Source organism: Mechercharimyces mesophilus, from assembly GCF_059818345.1.
Genome location: NZ_JCBAPH010000001.1, coordinates 866,253 through 889,011, shown reverse-complemented (window position 1 = coordinate 889,011; position 22,759 = coordinate 866,253). Strand labels below are relative to the sequence as shown.

At 46.1% G+C, this 22,759-nt stretch carries 19 protein-coding genes; 3 read left to right on the top strand and 16 right to left on the bottom strand.

Annotated features, from left to right (window positions below; translation table 11 throughout):
* Window positions 1-125 precede the first annotated feature (125 nt).
* A complete protein-coding gene (locus AC6RGY_RS04550; RefSeq protein ID WP_499860006.1) occupies window positions 126-1,133 on the top strand; it encodes an NADP-dependent oxidoreductase in 1,008 nt (335 codons plus the stop codon).
* Window positions 1,134-1,306: 173 nt separating this feature from the next.
* Window positions 1,307-2,782 (top strand): SBBP repeat-containing protein, encoded by a 1,476-nt coding sequence (locus AC6RGY_RS04545; RefSeq protein ID WP_499860005.1) that lies wholly within the window; start codon window positions 1,307-1,309, stop codon window positions 2,780-2,782.
* A 50-nt stretch (window positions 2,783-2,832) separates the two neighbouring features.
* Here the strand turns inward: AC6RGY_RS04545 and AC6RGY_RS04540 are convergent, their stop codons facing one another.
* From AC6RGY_RS04540 to AC6RGY_RS04495, 10 genes are all read right to left on the bottom strand, one after another.
* Window positions 2,833-3,699 (bottom strand): acetoacetate decarboxylase family protein, encoded by an 867-nt coding sequence (locus tag AC6RGY_RS04540; protein ID WP_499860004.1) that lies wholly within the window; start codon window positions 3,697-3,699, stop codon window positions 2,833-2,835.
* Window positions 3,700-3,793: 94 nt separating this feature from the next.
* A complete protein-coding gene (locus tag AC6RGY_RS04535) occupies window positions 3,794-4,120 on the bottom strand; it encodes a DUF1428 family protein (protein WP_499860003.1) in 327 nt (108 codons plus the stop codon).
* A 65-nt stretch (window positions 4,121-4,185) separates the two neighbouring features.
* The gene (gene spoVAEA / locus AC6RGY_RS04530) at window positions 4,186-4,779 is read right to left on the bottom strand and encodes a stage V sporulation protein SpoVABEA (RefSeq protein WP_499860002.1); all 594 of its coding nucleotides are present in this window, start codon (window positions 4,777-4,779) and stop codon (window positions 4,186-4,188) included.
* 121 nt (window positions 4,780-4,900) lie between these two features.
* Window positions 4,901-5,323, bottom strand: coding sequence for a stage V sporulation protein AB (locus AC6RGY_RS04525; protein WP_499860001.1), 423 nt, complete (start codon window positions 5,321-5,323; stop codon window positions 4,901-4,903).
* On the bottom strand, window positions 5,307-5,930 hold the full coding sequence (locus AC6RGY_RS04520; protein ID WP_499860000.1) for a stage V sporulation protein AA: 624 nt from the start codon (window positions 5,928-5,930) through the stop codon (window positions 5,307-5,309). The genes AC6RGY_RS04525 and AC6RGY_RS04520 overlap by 17 nt, the downstream gene beginning before the upstream one ends.
* Before the next feature lie 239 nt (window positions 5,931-6,169).
* Complete coding sequence (sigF, locus tag AC6RGY_RS04515; RefSeq protein WP_499859999.1) at window positions 6,170-6,940, bottom strand: RNA polymerase sporulation sigma factor SigF; 771 nt, start codon at window positions 6,938-6,940, stop codon at window positions 6,170-6,172.
* 9 nt (window positions 6,941-6,949) lie between these two features.
* Window positions 6,950-7,402 carry an anti-sigma F factor gene (spoIIAB, locus tag AC6RGY_RS04510; protein ID WP_499859998.1) on the bottom strand — a complete coding sequence of 151 codons (453 nt, stop codon included), beginning with the start codon at window positions 7,400-7,402 and terminating at the stop codon, window positions 6,950-6,952.
* Window positions 7,399-7,752, bottom strand: a complete 354-nt coding sequence (spoIIAA, locus tag AC6RGY_RS04505) for an anti-sigma F factor antagonist (RefSeq protein ID WP_499859997.1) — start codon at window positions 7,750-7,752, stop codon at window positions 7,399-7,401. Before spoIIAA ends, spoIIAB begins: the two co-directional genes overlap by 4 nt.
* A gap of 199 nt (window positions 7,753-7,951) precedes the next feature.
* On the bottom strand, window positions 7,952-9,247 hold the full coding sequence (locus tag AC6RGY_RS04500; RefSeq protein WP_499859996.1) for a D-alanyl-D-alanine carboxypeptidase family protein: 1,296 nt from the start codon (window positions 9,245-9,247) through the stop codon (window positions 7,952-7,954).
* A 177-nt stretch (window positions 9,248-9,424) separates the two neighbouring features.
* Window positions 9,425-15,958, bottom strand: a complete 6,534-nt coding sequence (locus AC6RGY_RS04495) for a fibronectin type III domain-containing protein (RefSeq protein ID WP_499859995.1) — start codon at window positions 15,956-15,958, stop codon at window positions 9,425-9,427.
* Window positions 15,959-16,429: 471 nt separating this feature from the next.
* Here AC6RGY_RS04495 and AC6RGY_RS04490 point away from each other — a divergent pair, with 471 nt between their 5' ends.
* Entirely contained in the window at window positions 16,430-16,735 is a 306-nt protein-coding gene (locus AC6RGY_RS04490) for a hypothetical protein (protein ID WP_499859994.1), read from the top strand.
* A gap of 86 nt (window positions 16,736-16,821) precedes the next feature.
* Here AC6RGY_RS04490 and AC6RGY_RS04485 read toward each other — a convergent pair whose 3' ends face one another.
* From AC6RGY_RS04485 to deoB, 6 genes are all read right to left on the bottom strand, one after another.
* Window positions 16,822-17,334 carry a DinB family protein gene (locus AC6RGY_RS04485; protein ID WP_499859993.1) on the bottom strand — a complete coding sequence of 171 codons (513 nt, stop codon included), beginning with the start codon at window positions 17,332-17,334 and terminating at the stop codon, window positions 16,822-16,824.
* Window positions 17,335-17,526: 192 nt separating this feature from the next.
* Entirely contained in the window at window positions 17,527-18,300 is a 774-nt protein-coding gene (locus tag AC6RGY_RS04480) for a creatininase family protein (RefSeq protein WP_499859992.1), read from the bottom strand.
* A gap of 104 nt (window positions 18,301-18,404) precedes the next feature.
* Entirely contained in the window at window positions 18,405-19,727 is a 1,323-nt protein-coding gene (locus tag AC6RGY_RS04475) for a pyrimidine-nucleoside phosphorylase (RefSeq protein WP_499859991.1), read from the bottom strand.
* A complete protein-coding gene (locus AC6RGY_RS04470; RefSeq protein ID WP_499859990.1) occupies window positions 19,727-20,554 on the bottom strand; it encodes a purine-nucleoside phosphorylase in 828 nt (275 codons plus the stop codon). The genes AC6RGY_RS04475 and AC6RGY_RS04470 overlap by 1 nt, the downstream gene beginning before the upstream one ends.
* A 68-nt stretch (window positions 20,555-20,622) precedes the next feature.
* Window positions 20,623-21,444 carry a purine-nucleoside phosphorylase gene (locus tag AC6RGY_RS04465; protein ID WP_499859989.1) on the bottom strand — a complete coding sequence of 274 codons (822 nt, stop codon included), beginning with the start codon at window positions 21,442-21,444 and terminating at the stop codon, window positions 20,623-20,625.
* Between the two features lie 19 nt (window positions 21,445-21,463).
* Window positions 21,464-22,657, bottom strand: a complete 1,194-nt coding sequence (gene deoB / locus AC6RGY_RS04460) for a phosphopentomutase (RefSeq protein ID WP_499859988.1) — start codon at window positions 22,655-22,657, stop codon at window positions 21,464-21,466.
* Window positions 22,658-22,759: the final 102 nt, after the last annotated feature.

Here is a 22,759-nt window from a genome sequence, read left to right as displayed (position 1 = left end):
CTACACTTACATGACGAAAAACCTCTCTTCTCCAGAAAGCGCTGGCTTAGGTAGCCAGCCTGGAAAGCGAGGAGCACGAAGCAAAACAAAATATCTTTTACCAATATACTTAGGAGGAGTTCACTATGACTACAACCAACCGTCAGATTCTTTTTGCCGAACATCCAGAAGGAATGCCTAATTCATCCACTTTCCGCTTGGAAGAGACCAGCTATCCACAACCAGCGGATGGTCAGTTTGTCGTACAGACGTTATATCTTTCCGTAGACCCTTATATGCGCGGACGCATGAGTACCGCCAAATCATACATTGAACCCTTCGCTCTAAACAAACCACTAGAAGGAGGGGTTGTTGGGCGCGTCGTCCAATCCAACCACGCCGACTACCAAAAAGGCGAAATCGTGAGTGGCATGTTTCCTTGGCAAGATTACTCCCTCTCAGATGGCTCCAACGTCATTAGCAAACTGGATCCGAACCTGGCGCCGATCAGTACTTCCCTCGGAATTCTCGGTATGCCTGGTTTGACCGCCTACTTCGGCTTATTGGATATCGGCGAACCAAAAGAAGGAGAAACCGTTGTCGTTTCCGGGGCTGCTGGCGCAGTAGGAAGTATCGTTGGACAAATCGCCAAGATTAAAGGTTGCCATGTTGTCGGTCTCGCAGGCTCAGATGAAAAGCTGGCATACTTAAAAGAACTTGGTTTCGATCACGTCATCAATTACAAAACAGAGCACGTACCGGAAGCGCTGGCAAAAGCTTGTCCTGATGGAGTAGATGTCTACTTTGACAACGTGGGTGGAGACATCACCGACGCTGTTCTTTCTCTTATCAACCGGGCTGCCCGCATCGTTGTTTGTGGACAAATCTCCATGTATAATTTGACAGAACCAGATATCGGTATGCGTCCCCAAGTGCACCTTGTGAAAAATAGTGCCTTGATGAAAGGCTTTATTGTCAGTGACTACCAAGATCGGATGGCAGAAGGCGTTCAACAACTGGCCATGTGGCTACAGGCCGGTAAATTAACCTATCGCGAAACGATGGTAGAAGGGCTAGAAAATGCTCCTTCCGCCTTCATTGGACTGTTCAAAGGCGAAAACATTGGGAAGCAGCTGGTAAAGGTAGCCGAATAGGCGAAGCAAGTCTACTCGATGCAACTATCCCTTAAGATTCATAGGAAGCCCCCTTCGAACCACACCATGTGGTTCAAAGGGGGTTTTTTAAGTAAATTAAGACATCGTAAACTCACACAATAAGAGCACCGGAATAAAATAGGGTGAAAGATAGTGAAAGGGGAATACAATGTATGGGAAATGTCATCTATAGTAGTTTTTTAGGGGGTAGCCTGTTTGATAATGGACTATCGATTGCCGCTGACAACGAAGGGAACGCCTATATAACTGGAGATACAAATTCTAATGACTTCCCGATTACATCAGGTGCCTTTCAAACAGTCAAAGATCCTTCTCCTTTTTCTTTTGCTGCCTTTGTAAGCAAAGTGAATCCGAATGGAACGTCACTCATCTACTCCACCTTCTTAGCAGGCAAAGCCAATGATGCGGGAACCTCCATCGCAGTCGACGTTAGCGGGAACGCCTACGTAACAGGTATAACGGGTTCTACCGACTTCCCCATCACCTCAGGAGCTTTCCAGACGAAAACCAGCGAGTGTTTTGTCACAAAATTAAATCAAACAGGGTCCGCGCTTGTCTATTCCACCTTTTTGGGAGGGCGTAATGAGGACTTTGGCAGTGGCATCGCGGTTAATGAAAATGGGAATGCCTATGTGACCGGATGTGTTGGATCAAGCGAATTCCCAACTACTTCAGGAGCCTTTCAAACAAAGAAGGGGCTGATTGGATCCGATGCATTCGTCACTAAGTTTTCTGTTAGCGGAAGCACCTTAATTTACTCCACCTTGTTAGGCGGAAATTTAATCGATGTCAGTAGTGATATTGCTGTTGATGACGTTGGAAATGCCTATGTTTTTGGCCAGACCGATTCCTTCGATTTTCCTGTTACGTCGAATGCTTTTCAGCCCACCAAAGCAGGGGAGCAGGATACCTTTATCACCAAATTTAACGCTACAGGTTCCGCTCTCATCTATTCAACTTACCTTGGAGGACGGGACAAAGATTTCAGTTTTGGTATCTCCCTTGATGGAGCCAACAATGCTTACGTCATCGGTACGACCAGTTCTAGTAACTTTCCCACAACGATCAATGCCTTCCAGGAAGTGTTTAATGGTGCCTCGGATGTCTTCGTAACAAAAATAAATGAGACCGGAGAAACCCTCACCTATTCCACTTTCTTAGGAGGGAATGGAATTGATCGAGGAGGACAAATCGCCGTAGATGCCTTTGGAGCTGCCTGGGTAACAGGGGTTACCTTTTCCACTAATTTCCCAATTGCGTCCAACGCGTTTCAAGATCAAAGAAATGGGGATTCCGATGCGTTTGTAACCCAACTAAGCTACTCCGGACAAGGAATTAATTTCTCTTCTTATTTAGGCGGAAGTGGAGAGGAAAATGGCAGTGGAGTCGCAGTCGATCGCTTCCAGAGCGCCTATTTCACAGGAACCACCTCTTCACAAAACTACCCTGTCACTTTTAATGCCTTTCAACGCCGTTACGGCGGAGGAGAAACAGATGGGTTTGTGTTTAAACTGCGAGAAGGGCAAATCGGACCCACTGGCCCCAACGGGGCTACTGGACCCAGGGGACCACGAGGACCGCGCGGTGCCAGAGGGCCTCGGGGAGGCGAAGGAGAGTTTGGAGGTTAATTAAAACCCCTTTCTATTGGGATATTCTCCAATAGAAAGGGGTTTATTTCTTACAACTTGCTTTCTGGTAAGTCAAAACAGCTATTCATGCTCCTAGCATAGCGGGTTTGAAAGGGTTGCTCCTCGATTTCCAACTCTTTTAACACCCTTCCATTCGGTGTGTCTCCAATCTTCAAGATGGGGACCTCCGCCTTTCCACCTTTCTTCCACAATGCTTTCATATTCTTCTGCACCTGAAAGGGCGCTTTAAAGTTGGTTTCACTCTTCAATAAGTCTCCCTCTAACTTGGAGTAAAGGTAAGAGGAAACATCAAATTCGGTATTGGTACCTTCCATCGGAATCGAGAGTTCAAAATAAGGTGTACCATCTTCTTCTTTCGCTTCTGTGACACAACGCCCCGCCTGCTCAGAAATGTTGATCTCTTGCACTTTTTTAGGTAGACCCCAGATTTTATGACCACGAATTTGATTTTCCAGTGAGGTAACCGGCATGGAAAAAACATAGTAACCGAAGTTAGGAAACATCTTCTCTGCCACCATAGGCAAGAGGGGTGGATTCCACTTCGCTTGCACCTGAACTGGAATGGTCATGGCAATTTCATTGTATGGGGGAACACCCATTACATTTTTATACTCATAACAAGAGAAAATAACCAGAGAACGGCCTTTTGTCATACGAACCGGCTTCATGCGTGGATCGATCATCATCTTCTCTGCTTTTTCGTAACTACAATGAAAAATTCCAATCGCGCAAGTAACATCGCTATAAAAAGTAGGGAATAAATAATTTTTAGAAATGTTTTCATCCAATTGAAGGGGTTGATCACCATGTCTTAACTGGAATCTTGCAAAAAACTCATCCGTAAATTGATCCTGATTCTCCATTAGGGAGTCATCATACTGAATTGTCGGCTTCATATCCTACCCTCCATTACGTTTATCATCTTCGACATTTATTTTAACATAGAATGATGGAGAGAGGGGGCAAAGTCCAATACATTTTACCTGCTTTCTATACAATTCGCTGAGAGGTGCTTCTTAACACATAACCATGCTCTATACATTGCTCAAGCTCTTCCATTAGAATTTGCATTCGTACGTCTGTCTCCACTCTTTCCATTACTTCTTCGTAGTGGGCACGGTCGCGAAATCGGCGAATATGGGTATATATCTGTTCCTCTCCTGTAAGCGCTTGCATACCGGAGTATTCATTTGTTCGATACGTTGCATCATCGACCACTCCATGTTTCTTCATCAGGTGTGAGGTTGCCTGTTGAATCCGAATAAAAGATTGAATATTCGGCTTTTTAATGTGATAAATGTGTACGTTTACATACACGCTCATCCCTCCCTTTCCATTAGTATACACGATGAGAGGGTCTTCATAAATATTTTCCAAGCATTCTATTTGTATAATCCTTGCTCACTTTTTTTCGCCAAGATTAGCTTAACCGCTTTCATGGTAATAGGAGCTCCTGACACCAACTCGTCATGCTGATCCATCTTTCCGATATCTCCAATCCCCACGATCAACGGCACCTCACGCAACTCGTTGATCACCCCTACCGTATCCCCATAAATGCGTGGCGATTTTTGCTGGGGACACACGGGCGGCTGGGCCACACCATACTTATTTACTCCATAAGGGACCTCTCTTCCCTGTTGATCCAATGCCACATCCACATGCGCCCAACGGGCCAATTGGTTATGGGATGCAACCGCAATCACCCCCAATACGTTGATGTCAGGATGAGTGGCCACATACTTGAGGGACATCTCTCCTTGTCCCACCCCACGAGCACCACAATCATCAAACATGACGAGGACAGGATCGTACTTGGCCTGGTGAATCCGCTTAACAATCTCAGTCCCAGATAGGGGTGTCGGATTTCCGGCAGAGGTGGAGATACATCTCCCACCAACACGTCGTGCCACATGCTCTAACACTTGACAGGCAATACGATCTCCATCAGTCACCAGGATCACGTCCCGTCTCATCCTTTCACCTCCCATCACGCAAAACTCATCTCCCAAGAGGATGGTTCCACCACAAGCGAGGCAAAATCCATATCTACGCTTGTTTATACGACCCTCTACTTATTTACTAACGAAAGAACGTTTACGGAATTCCAATGATCCATTGTATGAGTGAACCGATCACCTTGCCAAAAACCATCGCCATCAAGAGCGTGATCACATGAGACTCCATTCGCAACCGCTTCGAGAGAATGGGCAATACGTTGACCACTTCCGTAAGGGCACCTGCCAAAAACCCCACAAAACAGCCCGCGAATATCCCTAAAGGCACGGTAATGAAGGCGGTTAATGAGAAGTGGATATTCCGGAAGTCCATCCATGTAAACACGATGGCTCCCCAGATAAAAGCATACTCATATTTATGAATCGCCTCTGGACTTCGCGAAAACCGAGCCATGCGAGGAACGATATCCAGTACGGTGATAAAGGCAACAAATCCACTTCCGACGGCAATTCCCCCAGCAAAGCCAATCAGTATGAGGAGAAAGCTACGGAGTAGGTCCACGAATGGTCGACTCCCGTTCTTTTTCATTATCGATCACGTATTGATCGAGATTTTCTTGATAAAGGAACATCTCTACTTCCAAGGGGCTGGGTTCATCATTAAATTTCCGTTTAAAAAGGTGGTTAAAAAAAAGGATCATTCCCACACCAATCCCGATGGAGTAAGGAATTTGCATCAGCAACGGACGAGATGCTTCCACCCCTGTGATCAGGTAATAGATGCGTTGGAGAACGGCTTCCATGCTCACATCTTTGTGAAAGTTCATAATGGCTAGGCCCGATCCAATAAAGAGCAACACCCATACAAAGGAAACGAGATAAGACTTCGGTATCCAGTGGGATGTCTTCCACTCAATGATCGTCTGACCAACTCCAACATTGCGTACATCTAAAGAGGGTGCTTCTTGATGAATCCGTTGAATCACATCGATCACGTCAATCACTGCTAAGGTACCATCCGAGAATTTGGATTGGTAAATCGTAAGTTCACGAATGGCTTGGTACGACTCATCCACAATGAGTTGACAAATGTCTGCCAAGCGTAGGAGTTGACCCGGTTGAGCACGCACCCGTTTTTTCAAGCGAATATAGACGATTTTCGAATGCATAGTGACCCCCCCCATTCTGCCATACCATCTCAACCATTAGTATGCATCGGGCAGAATAGAAAAAAACATCCGCAGCAGTATGAATCCAATCATCGCAAAAAAATGCATCCTCTCCTAGGCTCTATGAGAGACAGGAGTGCACAAAAAAATATCCACCTAGCCAAGGTGGCACTTGTCCAATCATATTTACCCTTTATCGGTTTAAGAAGAGAGAAAAATTCGTTATTTCATCTCCTTCCTTATCCCTCTTCTGACTGCGCTTCAATTTCCTCCCGCATACGGCGAATAATCTTTTTCTCCAAGCGTGACACTTGTACTTGTGAGATTCCCAAACGCTGGGCTACCTCTGACTGGGTTTGATCTTTATAATAGCGCATCATCACAATGAGTTGTTCTCGTTCAGATAACCGTTGAATCGCTTCTTTTAAGGCGATCTTGTCAAACCATGCTTCCCCCGACTCATCCGAGATCTGATCCATCAACGTGATGGGGTCCCCATCGTTTTCAAAAACGGTTTCATGTATGGAGGTGGGAGAGCGATTCGCTTCCTGCGCAAACACGATTTCTTCCGGTTCCACATCCATTCGTTCCGCTATTTCATAGATGGTGGGCAAGCGACCCAGTTCCTTCGTCAATTCATCTTTCGTTTTTCGTACATGATTGGCCAGTTCCTTCAGGGAACGACTTACTTTCACCATCCCATCGTCCCGCAAAAAGCGTTGAATCTCTCCGATGATCATGGGAACAGCATAGGTGGAGAACTTGACCCCATAGGTAAGGTCAAACTTATCCACCGCTTTTAATAGACCAATACAGCCGATCTGAAACAAATCCTCCGCTTCGTACCCACGATTTAAAAACCTTTGTACAACAGACCAAACCAGGCGAATATTATGCTTAACCAATCGATCACGTGCGGCTTGATCCCCTTCTTGGCTCGCTATAATTAACGACTTCACTTCCTCATCCGACAGGTGAGCATGTTTGGAATTGCGTACATCTGAATCCATGGAATCCCCTCAATGACTCGTCGTTTGACGATGAGATTTTAATTGCTTGATAAGCCGGACCGTTGTCCCTTTTCCATTTTGTGAGAGGATCTCCACATCATCCATGAAGTTTTCCATGATAGTAAAGCCCATCCCTGATCGCTCCAACTCTGGCTTGGAGGTATACAGGGGTTGTCTTGCTTCTTCAATATCTTGAATACCAACCCCATTATCCACAATCTCGATTTTGATGCCTGCATCATTGAGCTCGGTACGAATATGAACCACTCCTTCCGCATTCTCCTCGTATCCATGGATGACCGCGTTGGTGACCGCTTCGGACACCACTGTTTTGATATCTGTCAACTCTTCTAGTGTTGGATCCAATTGGGATACAAAAGAAGCTACTGCCACGCGGGCAAACGATTCATTTTCAGAGCGACTCGCAAAAGAGAGCTCCATAAAGTTATGTACCTTGGTCATGACGCCACCCCACAAGCATGCAAAGCTAATTCTTCCGTATCATAGACAGTTAATATTTTGAAAATACCTGACAGTTGAAACAGACGAGCAATCGTAGGCTGAATGGAACACAAGCGCATCGTTCCTCCTTGTTCAGCCATTCGTTTGTACCTCCCCAGCACGACTCCCAATCCAGAACTATCCATAAAGGATAAATTCTCTAAACTAAACACAAGATCATGATAAAAATCGCGGTCCAGTTCCTCCTCAACACGCTGACGAACCAAATCCGCTGTATGATGATCCAACTCACCTGATAAACGAACCACTAATACATTCCTATGTGGAGCCAACTCAATTTGCAAACTCATCGCTTCCACTCCTTCCATTTTCTCTATCCAATTCTCCATAAACCCGGCCGTTCCTTCTATCTGACAAAATAACTAAAAAACCGAGGGTATCAGTAAAGATACCCTCGGTTTTGCTATTGCACCTCACTAGACTAGTCCACTTATAAAAAGGGGGACGAAACCCATCCGGAAAGCAGAGGCCTTATCCCTCCAATCCCCATCACTTTCTTGCTGGAACAACCTTTTCTAAAGTAGCGTCCGTTTCCTCTTCCTGCGACTCTTCTCCTTTCTCATCCTTGATCTCACTTTCCTCATCATCCTTCTTTTTCACTTCGGGATCTTCCGCTTCATCCGGCAAGAAGAGAATTTTCTTCGTCGAACGCTTTAGCAAGGTCCACCATCCTGCACGACCAACATCTTCACCACTAGTAAGAACAAAGTTCTCAATTACTTTTCCTTCTTTCAGCACCTGCACTTTCCCTACTGCGTCTCCTCTATGAATTGGAGCTTCCAGCGGGTCCCACAAAATGGACTGTGTATACTCCTCAGGCTTTTCTCCCTTTTTGATCAAGATACTCAAGCGATGTGGCGCTGTCACCCTTAGTCGTGGGGCTTCCCCCTTACTTATCTTGCGTGTATCGATCACATCTCCTGTCTCATAAAGAACATGAGAGCGATACTGACTAAAAGCAAAGTTCATCATCTTCGCGATTTCTTGATTCCGTGATTTGGGATCAGGTTCTCCCATAACGACAGCAATTAAGCGAAGCCCCTCCCGCTTGGCGGTTGCTGTTAAACAATACTTGGCTTCTTGAGTAAAACCGGTCTTTAATCCATCCATGCCATTATAAAACTTTACCAGTCGGTTCGTATTCACCAACCAGAAAGGGTTGTCCGACTCCTGACGCAAATAATCTTCATAGACACCTGTATACTTCGTGATTTCCGGATGCTTTAAGAGCGCTTTAGACATTAACCCAATATCACGAGCCGTCGTATAATGATCCGGCTCCGGTAAACCATTGGTATTACGGAACTGGGTATGCGTCATACCAAGATCTTTGGCCTTGCGATTCATCTTTTGTACAAATGCTTCTTCCGTTCCTGCTAGATGTTCAGCTACTGCCACCGTCGCATCATTGGCAGAGGAGATCGCTATCGCCTTTAATAGCTCATCTACTCTCATTTCTTCCCCAGGCTTTAAGAAGATTTGCGAGCCTCCCATGGAAGCCGCGTGTTCACTCGCTTGTACAGCTTCATCCAAACGGAGATTGCCCTCATCGATCGCTTCCATAATGAGAAGCAACGTCATCACCTTGGTAATGCTAGCAGGCGGTAATTTATCGTCCGCATTTTTTTCATAAAGAACGGTTCCTGTATCTGCATCCAGCAGAATGGCAGATCGTGCTTTATCAGCTAATTCTTTTCCCTCACCCACTACCGTCTTTCCGGGCAGAACAAAGCCGGCTAATAGCAAGCAAGATAAGAACACAAGCAAAATTTTATGGATTCGCATCGGATCTTTCCCTTCTATTCAAGCTACACATTAGTGTGAGCGATAAATAGGAGGATTATTCCATAATGCATCCGCAAAATACTTCCACTCGGGCAGTATAGTTTCTGCTCACATCAACAGAAAAGCCGGAGCTTCTGCCGCTCCGGCTTTCTTGGATAAATCCATTACGATTGCTCTCTAATCCAACTCATCTTCCAAGTACATGCTGGAGAGAAGTCCAGCCAACTCAGTCGCAGTAAGATCAGGGGTAATTTCTTGTAATACGGCGATCGTCTCCTCTGCGGAGTAATGATTTTTGGACATGGCACGGGCGAGGGAATCATGTGAAAGGTGAGGATAATAAGTTTGGAACGCTTCTGCCATTTCACTCTCCGAATAACCCTTTTCCTTCAATCTCAAAACAAACTGTTCTGGCTCTTGATAAGCATAGTGGAATTGCACTTGATGGCTACAAATGGAGTAGACATTGTCTGAATACGCGCGAACTTGAAGCAAGTAATCCCGATCAGGAATGAGTTGAGTGGCGTCAATGGTAGCCGTATTCCCTTCATAGCGAATCGGGGGTGCCGGTTCCACCTTGTCTTTCTCCTGATCCCAAACATATAGGAAATAGCCTGTAGCTTCTGCGATTTCTTCCCATTCTACTACCACCAACGAGCCTCTGTTTTGAATGGAGGTAATGACAGGAGTGGGTAAATCGGTCACTGTTAGGAATTCTGTGCGCCAACCACTCTCTGCGGTAGCAGAAATCGCTTGCACGGCAAATTGAATTTTCTTCCCATAGAGCGCGGGGAACTGATCCACTGACCAGGAAGCTGAAGTTTCTTTAAATGAAAGTTTAGGCTGGGGAAAGTGTGGTTGAGGGAACAAGGAGTATCCTCCTTCGTCCCGTATTTCTACAACGTAACCCTCTGCCTTCTTCGATTCTGTCCAGACCGCACACACGCTTCGCTTTTCTCCGTCATAATGAAGTTGGAGTTTGGCCGGAGCGGAAAGTGACTCAATTTTAAAGGAAACTGGCGCACAGTAGCACCCTGTAGCATTCTCAGCTGTCGCTTGAAAAGCCACCTCAATATCCAACCCTTCAATCAAGGCACTACCATGGATAAACGCTTCCGTACCATTAAATAAAATTTCCGGGTGTGGTGTGAGGAGCTCACCATTCTTGTAAGTTAGGCGTCCGACATAGCTGGTTGCTCCCTCTACCGGTTGCCAACGAGCGACCATGACGGTGTTTTTCATACTCAGAGTGAGCCCTAATGGTGGCGCCAGCTTCTTAATCACCAATGGAGTCGCTTCGGACCATGGGCTTACCGCAGTTGGCGATGTTGCACGTACCTGCACATAAAACGCGCCTCCATCAGCAAAGACGGCCGCACTCAGCTGTACTTCTTCTTTCTCTGACTGTGCTCCAATAATCGTGCGCCCTTCCTTATTCGTCACACTTACTTCATATTGTTGAGAGTCGTTCACTCCTTGCCACTTCACATACAATACTTCTTTGATAAAGGTGACACGAGGAGCAACCGGCGCACACAGCAATCGTAAACTTGTGCTCAGGCTAGGCTCGCTCATTCCACCACTTCCTGAGGCAAAAAGTTGCACAGATACTTCTTCACCAAGAAAACGAGACTCGACAGGGATCATCACCTCTTTGCCTGATACCGCCGACAATGGCATCAGCTCTTCGCCGACCTTCAATATGATGCCATAATGATGAGACTTGCAACTGGTGAAGTCATCACGTTCTTCCCAGCGAATAACAAGATGATCTGCTTCAAAGAAAAGGGACGGGGCTGCTGGCACAGGTGGTATGGCGCGATCCGCTTCTTTTCTATCCAGCTCTCTCTCTCGTTTGTTCGTTCCCTCTTCAGTCACAATCGTTACCATCCCTTCCGCAATCGTTGCAATCACACCACCGATAGGGAGTCCTCTTCCTCCCGTTGACACCGGAATTGTTCCTATTTCCGCTGACGAAGCCAGTTTTACTAGACGCTCTGCCTCTGTTGCGATAAATCCTCTTCGGATGAGCTCTTCCCTCAATGCTGCTTGCGACCACGTACACCCTTTGGCCACGAGGAACTTTGCTAATGTGAACGCGTTCTCCATTCCTTTCGTCATCTCGGTTTGTAAGAAATGACGGATCTTCTCCACAATCAACTGAATGAAATCATGCCATGTAAAGGACCCTTCCTCTGGCAACGACAGTACAAAAGCAGGTACGATGAAAGGAAGATCAAGGGAATCATCCGCAGCATAAGCGCGGCTTTTCAAGTCAAGCGAAAGGCTACCCTTTATCTCTACCCGTAGTTTCGGTGCAGATTCATCTGTAGGAGGAAGAATAGAGAAGTTGATCTCCAAGTCGGTCTCAGTATCCAACGGTAGTTGTTTGATCAGTGGAAGGCTAGCGGATGCAGAGGCATATAGATCGTTTAACGTAAAAGTCGGTAGGGAAAAGGAAGGAAGCCTCCAGTTCCGCACATGGAAACCCGCTTCGTCCCAAAGAAACGGAATCGGAGAAGAAGGTACGCTATCATAAACGTCGGAGAGTACCAAGCTACCCGTTAATGCCGATTCATCTACTTGCATCTTTACACGTGAGATCTCTTCCGTGAACAACGTGAGGTCCGATTCCAATGTCATCGACTCTTCCACTGTATCCAACCATATCTGTGGGCCTACCCCATCTTCTTGTTCTTGTGTTCCAGCAAATGAGATAAATCCCCAATCGATGATTTCATTAAACTCGGCATATCCGTTCCACATTTGTGGATTCCGATCCTCTGAAGCTGCAAAGCAAATTTCAAAGGTGACCTCTGGAAGAAAGAGCAGGTGGGTTCCAAACAGTCCGTGGAAACCAGGAGGATAAGATACCTCTTGATACATCACCTCATCGCTTCCTGGTACAAACCAAATCTCCCCATGTTCCAACAGCAGATCGGGAGCGTCCGACCACTCTTGCCCTGTTAAATGACGATATAGCTGGCTTATTTTCATCGGAGAATCTTTGCCACGCCGATCCGTTAAGGACATCCATACCATCTGTGGCTCATCACTTAAGAGAGGGAGAATCGCTTGCATCGGCGTACCCTCAATCTGCGCCTCTCCAATCAGATGGGCTGTTTCCTCATATACACTCTCTTCCTCAAAGGAACAACTGGCCACCAATCCAATACGGTCCAAATTCACCGCTGGCATACCCAATGGATTGGCTATGGACTTCTCTGTCATGGAAAGAAACTCAGCCGTTTCTTTGCCCACATGGAGTACACCACTAAAGATATGTTCGTCTGTATCCATTTGCACATGAATCTGTCCTTGCAGATGCACTTGCGAAGAATCATCCGACTTGTTCCAGTAGATCGGGTATTGCAATTCCACATGGTAGCAGGGCAAGAAGCCAAAGAGAAACTGATTGCCAAGATCAGCCCGTAAAAGAATCCACTCACTCTTCTCTTCAGGCAATGTGCACTCCACCAACGGACTCCCTTCTGTAGAAAAAATCGCCTGTGTGTTGGTCAAGAGAAACCCTTTTGCAAAATGAAGCAGGGAATGCAGATGACTTCCTGGTAAAATCCTCAATACCTCTTCTCTACCCAACCACTCGGTTGCGTAGGATTCTGCATAATCAAGTGATGAAAAAGAAAGAACCGCTCGTTCTCCATCTAGTGCGATCTGCTCATCCCAATCAGCAAAATAAGGAAGGTAATCTTTCAGACGCTCCTTCTTCATCTGTGTTAGTAGCATGAAGCCCCACTTCTCTTTGTCTCGCTCCTTTCGTCCAAGAAAAAGTTCCATCTCTTGATCATAACCGGTTCCCTCTTCCCCATGCTTCGCCTCACCTGTTAGGATGAACTCCTGTTCTTGTGGATAGTACCTTCCTTCCATATCAACCATCAAAGGAACAAGTGGCAAGTACTTTGGTGGACGTGAGTCAAAAAAGACAGAGCGTCCAAACCAATCTTTTAGTGTGGATTTTACCTCCAGCGGTTCCGCAATCTCTGTTAACTTGATACAAACATCTTCGTGTGGGTTCAGTGCAATCGATGCTTTCCCAGTAATTCCTCCAAAAGTAAACAAAGCACACAATTGACCGAGAGTCTGGCTTTCCTTTTGCCCTTCATCCCAGCCCTCATGATAAAAATCACCAGATAATTGTTTTAAAGTAAGGGAGGAATTTGCAATAGGAAACACGGCTTCATCTTTCCCCCTACCCGTCAAATGAATTTCTGTCGTTTGCGGATTGCATTTTATCTGGGCTTGGTCGAAAGTCAGGTCAACAGGTAACCCATCCTCTGGTATCCATACACTCAGATCAAGCTGTTCCAACGCTCGACTAACATGAAGGGACCCACCAGATTCCATCTCGCCGTGGAAAGACCATTCTTCTTGTGACTCTTCCTTATCGGCCTGTAGTTCAAAGGAAGCTCCTCCAAGACGAAGCATCCCCCAGATGAGACCACTTAGTTGCAATTCCTTTGTTGATCCCCGATCGAGGGAAAGATCGAAAACGATGTCTTCTAGAGATGAGAGACCCACAAACTTCTTCCATGTTGTATGGCTTTTGAGCAGAAAACGTGCGCTGCTCAGCGTAAAGTCGGAAGCGTTCACCTCCACTTCCCATCCTTCCAAACCGTACGAGGTCGTGAGAGGCATCGCTTTCGGTAAAAAAGCAGCTAACCGGTCATAGGAGATGAGATCTTCAATAACATCCAATCCTGGAAGAATCGAAGAGAAAGTGGCTAGACGTACGGTCCATGTATCCTCTTCACCCGCTATATACGAGGCATAAACCCCAAATTGCACTTCTTTCAATACCATCCAGCCATTAATTTTCCCTCTACTGTTTCTCAATGTGCGAGATTGTGGATAGTCAACCTCCCAATCCATCGACACATCTTTCGCACCGAACCAATCCATACCCGGAATCGACCACTCATTTCCTCTTAATTGCAATGAAAGGGAGTCAATATGAGCAGGAAATTGATCGGTACAAGTAAACGAGAGTGCCTCAACATCCTTTACCTTCCATACGCCAAATTGATTCACTCGCTCTGTAAGGTAAGCAGCATCTCCATCAAAGAAGGCACTCACTTTCTCTAGTTCAAACGGACAATCCGCATATTCGGTCGTCACGGAAAATGATCCATCTACTGCTGGCAAAGCAACCTTGGCCTTGGTCAAATATTCTTCTCCTACACAGAGAGAACCGATGAGGGAACCGAGAAAGCGATGCTGATTTTCCATTGCTGACCACGTCATCTGCACTTGAAACTCCATTCCCTGCAAAGAGACCCTATCCGGAATCATCTCCCATGATTGATGCTCATCAGCAGGTGCAAAGGTGGCTTCTACCCGCCATGTAGCCGGCGTAGCAACCATCTCCATCTCAAAATGGCGTAAGCGAAGTGCAGCTTGTTGCGGAATAATTGGTGGGAAATTCCCTTCAGATAGATGCAGGAAGGAGAGAAGTTGAGTAAAATCTTCTATTAAACATCCTTCTGCTGATTCTGAAAAAAGTTGCACCCTCGTCCCTGTTCCTCCCTTGGGAAAGGTGAGCTTTACCGGTACATCGATCCCTTGGCCACCCCATTGCAACGAGGCTTGAGCCGTTGCTTCGAAGAGCATTTTCCCTTCTGCTGCTCTCTGTTTGCAGAAGTAGGGGGATAACGAGGTAAATGTAGCTTGCTTCCCTCCAAGCAGGAGCTTCCAATCGGTTTCAATGGCTGTCAACGTTACTGCTTCTTTAGCGGATTCCAAAATAAGCTCCACCTGCTGAAAAGAGGGTAGCTCAGCATACCACTCCACCATTTCTTGTTTACAAGCAGGAATCATTCCCTCTTGTAACAACTTATACAACGAACAAGTTGCAATAGAGGCACGTAAGTCGCAATTTAATTCTCCTTTCTTCATAGAAAAAGCCCATTTGACGGTTTCTGCTCGTGCAAACGAAAATTGTGCCTCTCCCTGTAAGGTGATTTGTTCTGAATCATACTCTAATTGATATCCCTCCATCGGAATGCCTTCCTTCGCTCCCAAAAGCTCCTGTAACAAAGAAGCTAACGAAGAGGAAAGCCAATCGAAAGAAAAGAAAAAATCCTTATCTTGTTCTTCTGCACCCTTTTTCATATTGGCTAACAGTGCTCTTAATGCATCATCATCTGGCAATTTTTTATCTAACTGAAAGGAGGTTGCCTGAATCCACTCACTATAGGACCCTGCCTTCACAGCACGCACAGCCACCTTGTAAGATTCCTGATCTGTCAACTTGTCTCCCGCAATTTTTAGGTCACACTCGCCTTGAGATACATGATAAGTATGTGTTTCTCCTTGGTCCCCTCGTATCTCTACCTCAAAGCCATCCTCTTGAAAAGTGACCGACTTCCATCCTATGGTCAGTTCATTCTTCCTCCACTCCACTTGAACCTCTTTTACCGGCTCCACTTCACTAACCACAATTCGTTTGGTCTGACTCCAAGGCGAATAAGCACGTACTCGCGCATAATATTCTTCACCTTGTGCTACCTCATCGATCAACACCGCCTTGCCCTCTTTCATCTCTAGTCGAGGCTGTGGTGATAGTGGTTTGCCTTCGCGATCCACGAATTGAACCGATAAGTCGTATTGGTCTGGAAGGGTTCCTTCTTCCCAAAGAAGCATCGCCTTGCCCTCTTCATAACGAAAATCAAATTCCATCTTCTTTTCTTTCATCCTATATCCTCCCTCTAACAGCAATCAGAGAAATGGCTGTTTTCACTTCTTCCTCCCTACATCCATTATTCAAAGAAGATAGAAATTAGACATGGAGGACAGGCTCAAATGATAAGAATAGCGACGTACTAAGGAAGAGCTTTCCTATCTTTCATTCGAAATCACTTTTGGTTCTAGTCACTACACTAATACAGGGGAGTAAGCAATCTCTTATGTGATTGCATCTGTTCTAACTTTGGGTGGTCGAAGTGCGAAGAAGGTATAAAAATGAAATGCCTACTTTAATCTTGAAAGTAGATAAATTCGAAGAAAAAAATGCTCTATTCTTCATTCATGATTTCAATTCTTCATCTATAAGGTGCAGGTAATCCTATCTATAACTTAAACCTATCTAATCTCATTGAAAAAGTTCTATTATTTTGATATTTTAGTCTTGAACTTGATTGAAATATTTTGAAAGGCGGGGATTTAATGAAGAAAGTCCTGGTAATGATGTTGACTGTTGCATTACTGCTTGCCGTACCGACCCCAGCTTTCGCTACTTCCAGTAGTGAAGAGGATCTCTCACCACAATTCGCAAAAAGTCGGTATTTCACAGAGTACTTCTACTTCTCCAAGATTCTTTACCCTAGTTGGTTGGACATCCCCTTCAGACAGGGCCATCAGGAGTATTACAATGGCGACTTGTATCAAGGACTTCTTCGAAAGAACACCTGTGTGGACATTCAAACGCAATGGCTTTGTACCTATTCTGGATACCTATTTCATTTTGATTGAGCATAAAAAAGAGGCAAGCCTCTCAAAGCTTGCCTTATGTAATCAGAGCTTGCAATCTACTAATCACTTCCCTCTATGTCAGTGATCTATGATTGACGAGCAAAAGGTGATTCATCCGCTGTTGGGCCATAGATCGAAGGGAGCGGTACATCCAATAAGCGTAGGTAGACGGAAAGTTGACCACGATGATGATAAAGGTGGTTCAACATCATCGATCGAATCACTGCCACCCGGGGAGCGGTAAACATCTCCTGCTCTTTATTCATCAGTGACCATTCCTGCATGGCTTCTTCAGGAGATAGGGAACCCAAAAAGGCCAGCGCTCCCTCTACTCCTTGATCAAAAAGATCGATAAACTCTTGCCTACTCTCCGGTAGAGAAGGTCCCTTAAAGCCACTCGCATCTACTTTTTCTTCTTTAAGAATGGCAGCAATCCCTCCAACCGACTCCGCTATATGCTTAGCGAGCACGCCAAGTGGCATCGATTTCGAGTGTGGTCGCCACTCCAGTTGATCCTCTGGAACTCTCTCTAGCATGGTTCGTGTCAATTTCGCTTCATGACGAAGTTCCATTTGCAATGATTCTAAGTGTCTACTCATTTCTCCTCCACCTTTCATGTGGTCATCATGAACAAACATCAGGTGACCGCCACTTTATCAATCTATTTGTTTTCTGTATTTCAATAGATTATCTTCACGATCGACCTTGGTTCACTTTCTGTATATACCTATTCGAGATAGAGAGTGGAAATCCCCCCTGAACGGCAAATCTCGTGGCGGATAAAAGAATACCTATCCTTCACCCTCTCCCATCTTCATCTTCCAAGCAGTCTGCACATGATTGAATAAACTTTCTGCTTGCTTTGGTAAAAAAGTGCTCCAAAAATGAGTTCCCATCTCTGTTAACTGCTCTTTTGTCCACTGCTCTTTCACAAATCGACCCCAGCTTCCATCCGTAGTAATGTTTCCCCATCCAAGGTAATCCATCCACTCGTTCCATGCAAATGGGACATCTCTACCAAAGTCTTGTAAGCTCTCCCAATCAATCGACTCTGGACAGAGATAAAGTGCCGTCGCTAAAGCAAACACCCCTCCATGCAAGTTATTATCATCAGGAAAGCCTGCTCGCTCGACGGCATCCTGCCAGTTTCGGCGCGCATTGCGATGAGCATCCACCACCAATATGTCCGGATAACGAGCGTTAAGATCTTTGATGAGAGGAGCCAACCACAAAGCCCCTCCATGTCCCGTACTTAGCACAAACTTTCGAAACCCTTGCATCCGCAGTTGATTGATGATCTCTTCTGTTACGATCATCATGGTTTGTGGTCGAAGACTGACTGTCCCGCGAAAACCAGCATGCTCTTCACTCGTGTTGTAAGGAAATACCGGAAGAATATAAGCATGCAAAGCCGTTCCATAATGGCTCGCATAGGCCGTCGCCATGTGACAATCGATATCCATCGGCAGATAAGGGCCAAATTGTTCGATAGAACCAAACGGGAGGATCGCGGTATCTGTTTCATACTTCGTAAGCTGGTTCGTTGAATGCTTGGTTGTAATCAAAGAATTTTTCTCCTCTTTCCGAATACTTTTTTCAAAAAAAGTCGAAGCCCTTTCTCAACATAGAAGAAGGCTTCGACTTCTATTCTCTCATCATTTTGCTTAGGTTAGAACGGTTTAACGCCTTCACGCGTAACGACGCAGCGGATTAACTCAGGAGCGGTTACCTTCTCCTGCGAGATCTTCACTGCCTCCATCAATCGCTCACTTACCTGCTTCGCTTTGGCTTCATCATTGGCGTAGAGCGTGGCAATCGCCTCACCGGCTGTTACCGAATCCCCAACTTTCTTATGAAGCATCACACCAACAGATAAATCGATCTCAGAAGCTTTCGTCTCTCTCCCTGCTCCTAGTTGCATCGCACACAAACCGATTTCTTCGGCTTGCATGCTGGATAGATAACCACTTTCTTTCGCCACCACGGGGAGGTGATAAGAAGCTTGTGGGAGTCTTTCCCCATCGTCAATGACTGTGGCGTCGCCTCCTTGACTGGCAATAAACTGGCGAAACTTCTTCAGAGCACGGCCATCATTAAGCCTCTCTTCTAACTGCTGACGCGCTTCTTCTGCAGTCAACTCGGTGGCGAGTGAAACCATGTGCGCTCCCAAAGTTAGGGAGAGTTCTGTCAGGTCAGCGGGACCTTGCCCGCGCAGGGTATCGATGGCCTCTTGTACCTCCAGCGCGTTGCCAATCGCCAATCCCAGGGGTTGATTCATATTGCTAATCACAGCCACCGTCTCACGTCCAACTTGATCCCCAATCGCCACCATGGCTTGCGCAAGCGTAATGGCATCCTTCTCTTCCTTCATAAATGCCCCTTGTCCGTATTTCACATCGAGCACGATGCTATCGGCACCAGAAGCAATTTTCTTACTCATGATGGAACTAGCAATCAAAGGAATAGAGTCGACCGTGGCTGTCACATCGCGAAGCGAATACAACTGCTTATCAGCAGGGGTCAAATCTTTCGATTGACCCGCAAGGGCGATGCCAATTCGATTCACCCGTTCGGTAAAATCAGCATTGGTCATCTCGGTTGAAAAGCCAGGAATCGCTTCCAGCTTATCAATCGTCCCTCCGGTATGTCCGAGACCCCTCCCCGACAATTTCGAGACAGGGACATCACAGGAGGCAACCAATGGACCTAAGACAAGCGTCGTTGTATCCCCCACGCCTCCTGTACTATGCTTATCAATCTTCTTCCCATGAATCGAAGATAAGTCTACTTGTTCCCCTGACTCTACAATCGCCATCGTCAAGTCAGCCGTTTCTCGCGCACTCATGCCTTGAAAGTAGACAGCCATCGCCCACGCTGCCATCTGATAGTCTGGAATTTCTCCTCCTGTATAGCCAACAATCAGTTGATGGATTTCCTCACGGGTCATTTCCTGACCATCGCGTTTTTTTCGAATCCAATCCACCATTCCCATTACTGCTTCACCTCTGCTACAATCCCCTTAACGAGCTGGATGAAGCGCGGACGTGTCCGGTCGGCCACTGCCATGACTTGCTCGTGGGTGAGCGGCTCCAATTCCTCACCGATTGCCATATCTGTAATGCAAGACATACCAAGAACGGTCAGCCCCGCATGACGTGCTGCAATCACTTCAGGTACGGTAGACATTCCTACGGCATCTCCACCTAAGTTCCGGAGCATCACCAATTCAGCTGGAGAGAGGTAGTTAGGACCACTAATCCCTGCATAGACGCCTTCTTGAATCTTTGTATCTTGTTTCGTAGCAACGCTCTTCGCCACTGCACGTAGATCTGCACAATAAGCAGTAGACATATCAGGAAAGCGTGGACCTAACTCTTCCTCATTGGGTCCAATCAACGGGTTACTACCCGTCATGTTCAAATGATCCTCGATCAACATTAAGTCACCCGCTTGGAAGTTTTTATTCATTCCACCAGCGGCATTGGTTGCCATCAGGGTATGTACACCCAATGCTTTCATCACATAGACGGGGAAAACCACTTCTTGTTGGCTGTACCCTTCGTAGTAGTGAAAACGACCTTGCATGGCAACGACGGTCTTCCCTTCTAATTGTCCAATAACAAGTTGTCCAGCATGTCCAGCTACCGTGGAAACAGGGAAATGAGGAATTTCATTATATGGAATGTGAATAGCCTCTGTAATTTCGTCAGCCAGCACACCTAACCCAGATCCTAAAATCAACCCGATCTGTGGTGATTGTTTTATTTTTCCTGCAATATAGGCACGAGCCTCTTCTATTTTTTTCATTCGATTATTCATGGTTTCTTCCTCCTGATTATACGTTTCTCATTTTCGCGCTTATTCTAACGGTGGCACAAACCCATCCACTATGCCTGCCGGAGAATGCCTCGTACCAACTCAATAAATCGAGGCTTTACTTGCTCCGCTACTTCCATGACTTCCGCATGAGATAAAGGTTGGGGAAGGATTCCTGCCGCGAGGTTTGCAATGCAAGAGATTCCCACTACTTCGATTCCCATATGACGGGCGATCACGACTTCGGGTACAGTGGACATTCCCACGGCATCCGCCCCTAATTTGCGCATCATACGGATTTCAGCTGGTGTTTCATACGAAGGACCTGTCAGCCACAAGTAAGTACCTGCTTGTAAGGTAAAGTTCATCTCTGTCGCAACGGAATGTGCCACTTTTCGCAGAACAGGGCTATAAGCATCCGACATATCTGGGAAACGAGGACCCAACTCCTCCTCGTTAGGACCCATCAAGGGATTCTGGAAAGCAAAATTGAGGTGATCCTCAATCAGCATTAAATCTCCTGCCGCAAAATTCGTATCAATGCCACCAGCCGCATTGGTAACCAACAACTTTTCAACACCCAGTGCTTTCATCACCCTCACTGGGAAAGTAACTTCTTGCACCGAATATCCTTCATAATAATGAAAACGGCCCTGCATCGCGATAACAGGCTTACCTTCCAGCTTCCCGATAACGAGCTGACCCGCATGTCCTTCCACAGTGGAAGTAGGAAAGTAAGGAATCTGGTCATAGGAGATGGTGACGGCATCTGTAATTTCTTCTGCCAGTACACCCAAACCCGAGCCTAATATGAGTCCCCATTCTGGAACAAGTTCTGTTTTTTTCTTGATTGAAGCACTCGCTTCATTCATTTTCTTCAAGATTTCTTCCATTGATAATCCCTTCTTTCCATCAATCTCTTCGTAATCGTATCTCTTGTAAAAAACTACGTCCATATAGAGGTGCTTCTACTTTAAAGTTGTCCGCAATCGTCGCGCCAATATCGGCGAAGGATTCTCGTATACCCAGAGAATCTCCCACATCGGTACACTTCGGACCCGTCACTAATACGGGAACGTATTCACGGGTGTGGTCCGTACCCCGATAAGTGGGATCGTTTCCGTGATCAGCTGTAATAATAAGCAAATCATCTTCTCGTAGCGCAGCTAATATTTCAGGAAGACGTTCATCAAATGCTTCTAAAGCATCGCCATAGCCCATGGGATCACGGCGATGACCAAATTTCGCATCGAAATCAACCAAATTGACAAAAGCCAAGCCAGTGAAAGGTTGATTTAAAACGTCAATTAATTGATCGACTCCATCCATATTGGACTTCGTTTTCACGGAACGAGTAACTCCCTCACCATCATAAATATCAGAGATCTTGCCTAGGGCTATCGACTCTAGTCCTGCATCTGCCAAGCCATTCATCACCGTCGGTTGAGGCGGCTTCACAGAGTAGTCCCTGCGATTAGCAGTGCGCTCGAAGGAACCGGGCTCGCCGACAAAGGGACGGGCAATCACCCGTGTTACAGCAAAGCGCTCATCCAATGTTAACTCACGTGCAACCTCACAAATGTGGTACAACTCTTCTAGTGGGACCACATCCTCGTGAGCGGCCACCTGAAGCACACTGTCAGCAGATGTATAAACAATGACGGAACCACTCTTCCTGTGCTCTTCACCTAATTCATCGATAATCGTGGTGCCCGACGCTACTTTATTTCCTAACACTCCCCGTCCAATTCGCTCGGAAAAAGCATCAAGTAGCTCTTGCGGAAATCCATTTGGATACGTACGAAAGGGGACAAACGTCGGAACTCCCATTATTTCCCAATGACCTGTCGTCGTATCTTTGCCCTTGGAGACCTCCATCATCTTTCCATAGCTTGCCTGCGGACGCTCCACTGCTGGAATGCCTTCCACCGCTTCAATATTTCCTAATCCTAGCTTCATCATGTTGGGCATATGAAGCCCGTTGCGATAAGAGGCAATATGTCCTAACGTATGTACATCATCATCACCAAAATCTTTTGCGTCAGGTAATGCCCCAATCCCCACGCTGTCCAGTACAATTAAGGCAACGCGCTTGAATGATTTCATATTCCGTACACCTCACTTTTTTCAAACAAAAAACCCCGCAAAAGGATAACCTCCTTGCGGTATAGATGGTCCACTTCCATTGAGAGATAAGTTTAGCATCAA

Excerpts from the sequence above, each read along its gene's own strand:
- sigF (WP_499859999.1), bottom strand. The coding sequence starts at position 6,940 with ATGGATTCAGATGTACGCAATTCCAAACATGCTCACCTGTCGGATGAG.
- AC6RGY_RS04550 (WP_499860006.1), top strand. The coding sequence starts at position 126 with ATGACTACAACCAACCGTCAGATTCTTTTTGCCGAACATCCAGAAGGA.
- AC6RGY_RS04545 (WP_499860005.1), top strand. The coding sequence starts at position 1,307 with ATGGGAAATGTCATCTATAGTAGTTTTTTAGGGGGTAGCCTGTTTGAT.
- AC6RGY_RS04490 (WP_499859994.1), top strand. The coding sequence starts at position 16,430 with ATGAAGAAAGTCCTGGTAATGATGTTGACTGTTGCATTACTGCTTGCC.
- AC6RGY_RS04475 (WP_499859991.1), bottom strand. The coding sequence starts at position 19,727 with ATGGGAATGGTGGATTGGATTCGAAAAAAACGCGATGGTCAGGAAATG.
- AC6RGY_RS04520 (WP_499860000.1), bottom strand. The coding sequence starts at position 5,930 with ATGCATTCGAAAATCGTCTATATTCGCTTGAAAAAACGGGTGCGTGCT.
- spoIIAA (WP_499859997.1), bottom strand. The coding sequence starts at position 7,752 with ATGAGTTTGCAAATTGAGTTGGCTCCACATAGGAATGTATTAGTGGTT.
- spoIIAB (WP_499859998.1), bottom strand. The coding sequence starts at position 7,402 with ATGACCAAGGTACATAACTTTATGGAGCTCTCTTTTGCGAGTCGCTCT.
- deoB (WP_499859988.1), bottom strand. The coding sequence starts at position 22,657 with ATGAAATCATTCAAGCGCGTTGCCTTAATTGTACTGGACAGCGTGGGG.
- AC6RGY_RS04495 (WP_499859995.1), bottom strand. The coding sequence starts at position 15,958 with ATGAAAGAAAAGAAGATGGAATTTGATTTTCGTTATGAAGAGGGCAAG.
- spoVAEA (WP_499860002.1), bottom strand. The coding sequence starts at position 4,779 with ATGAGACGGGACGTGATCCTGGTGACTGATGGAGATCGTATTGCCTGT.
- AC6RGY_RS04540 (WP_499860004.1), bottom strand. The coding sequence starts at position 3,699 with ATGAAGCCGACAATTCAGTATGATGACTCCCTAATGGAGAATCAGGAT.
- AC6RGY_RS04485 (WP_499859993.1), bottom strand. The coding sequence starts at position 17,334 with ATGAGTAGACACTTAGAATCATTGCAAATGGAACTTCGTCATGAAGCG.
- AC6RGY_RS04465 (WP_499859989.1), bottom strand. The coding sequence starts at position 21,444 with ATGGAAGAAATCTTGAAGAAAATGAATGAAGCGAGTGCTTCAATCAAG.
- AC6RGY_RS04500 (WP_499859996.1), bottom strand. The coding sequence starts at position 9,247 with ATGCGAATCCATAAAATTTTGCTTGTGTTCTTATCTTGCTTGCTATTA.
- AC6RGY_RS04470 (WP_499859990.1), bottom strand. The coding sequence starts at position 20,554 with ATGAATAATCGAATGAAAAAAATAGAAGAGGCTCGTGCCTATATTGCA.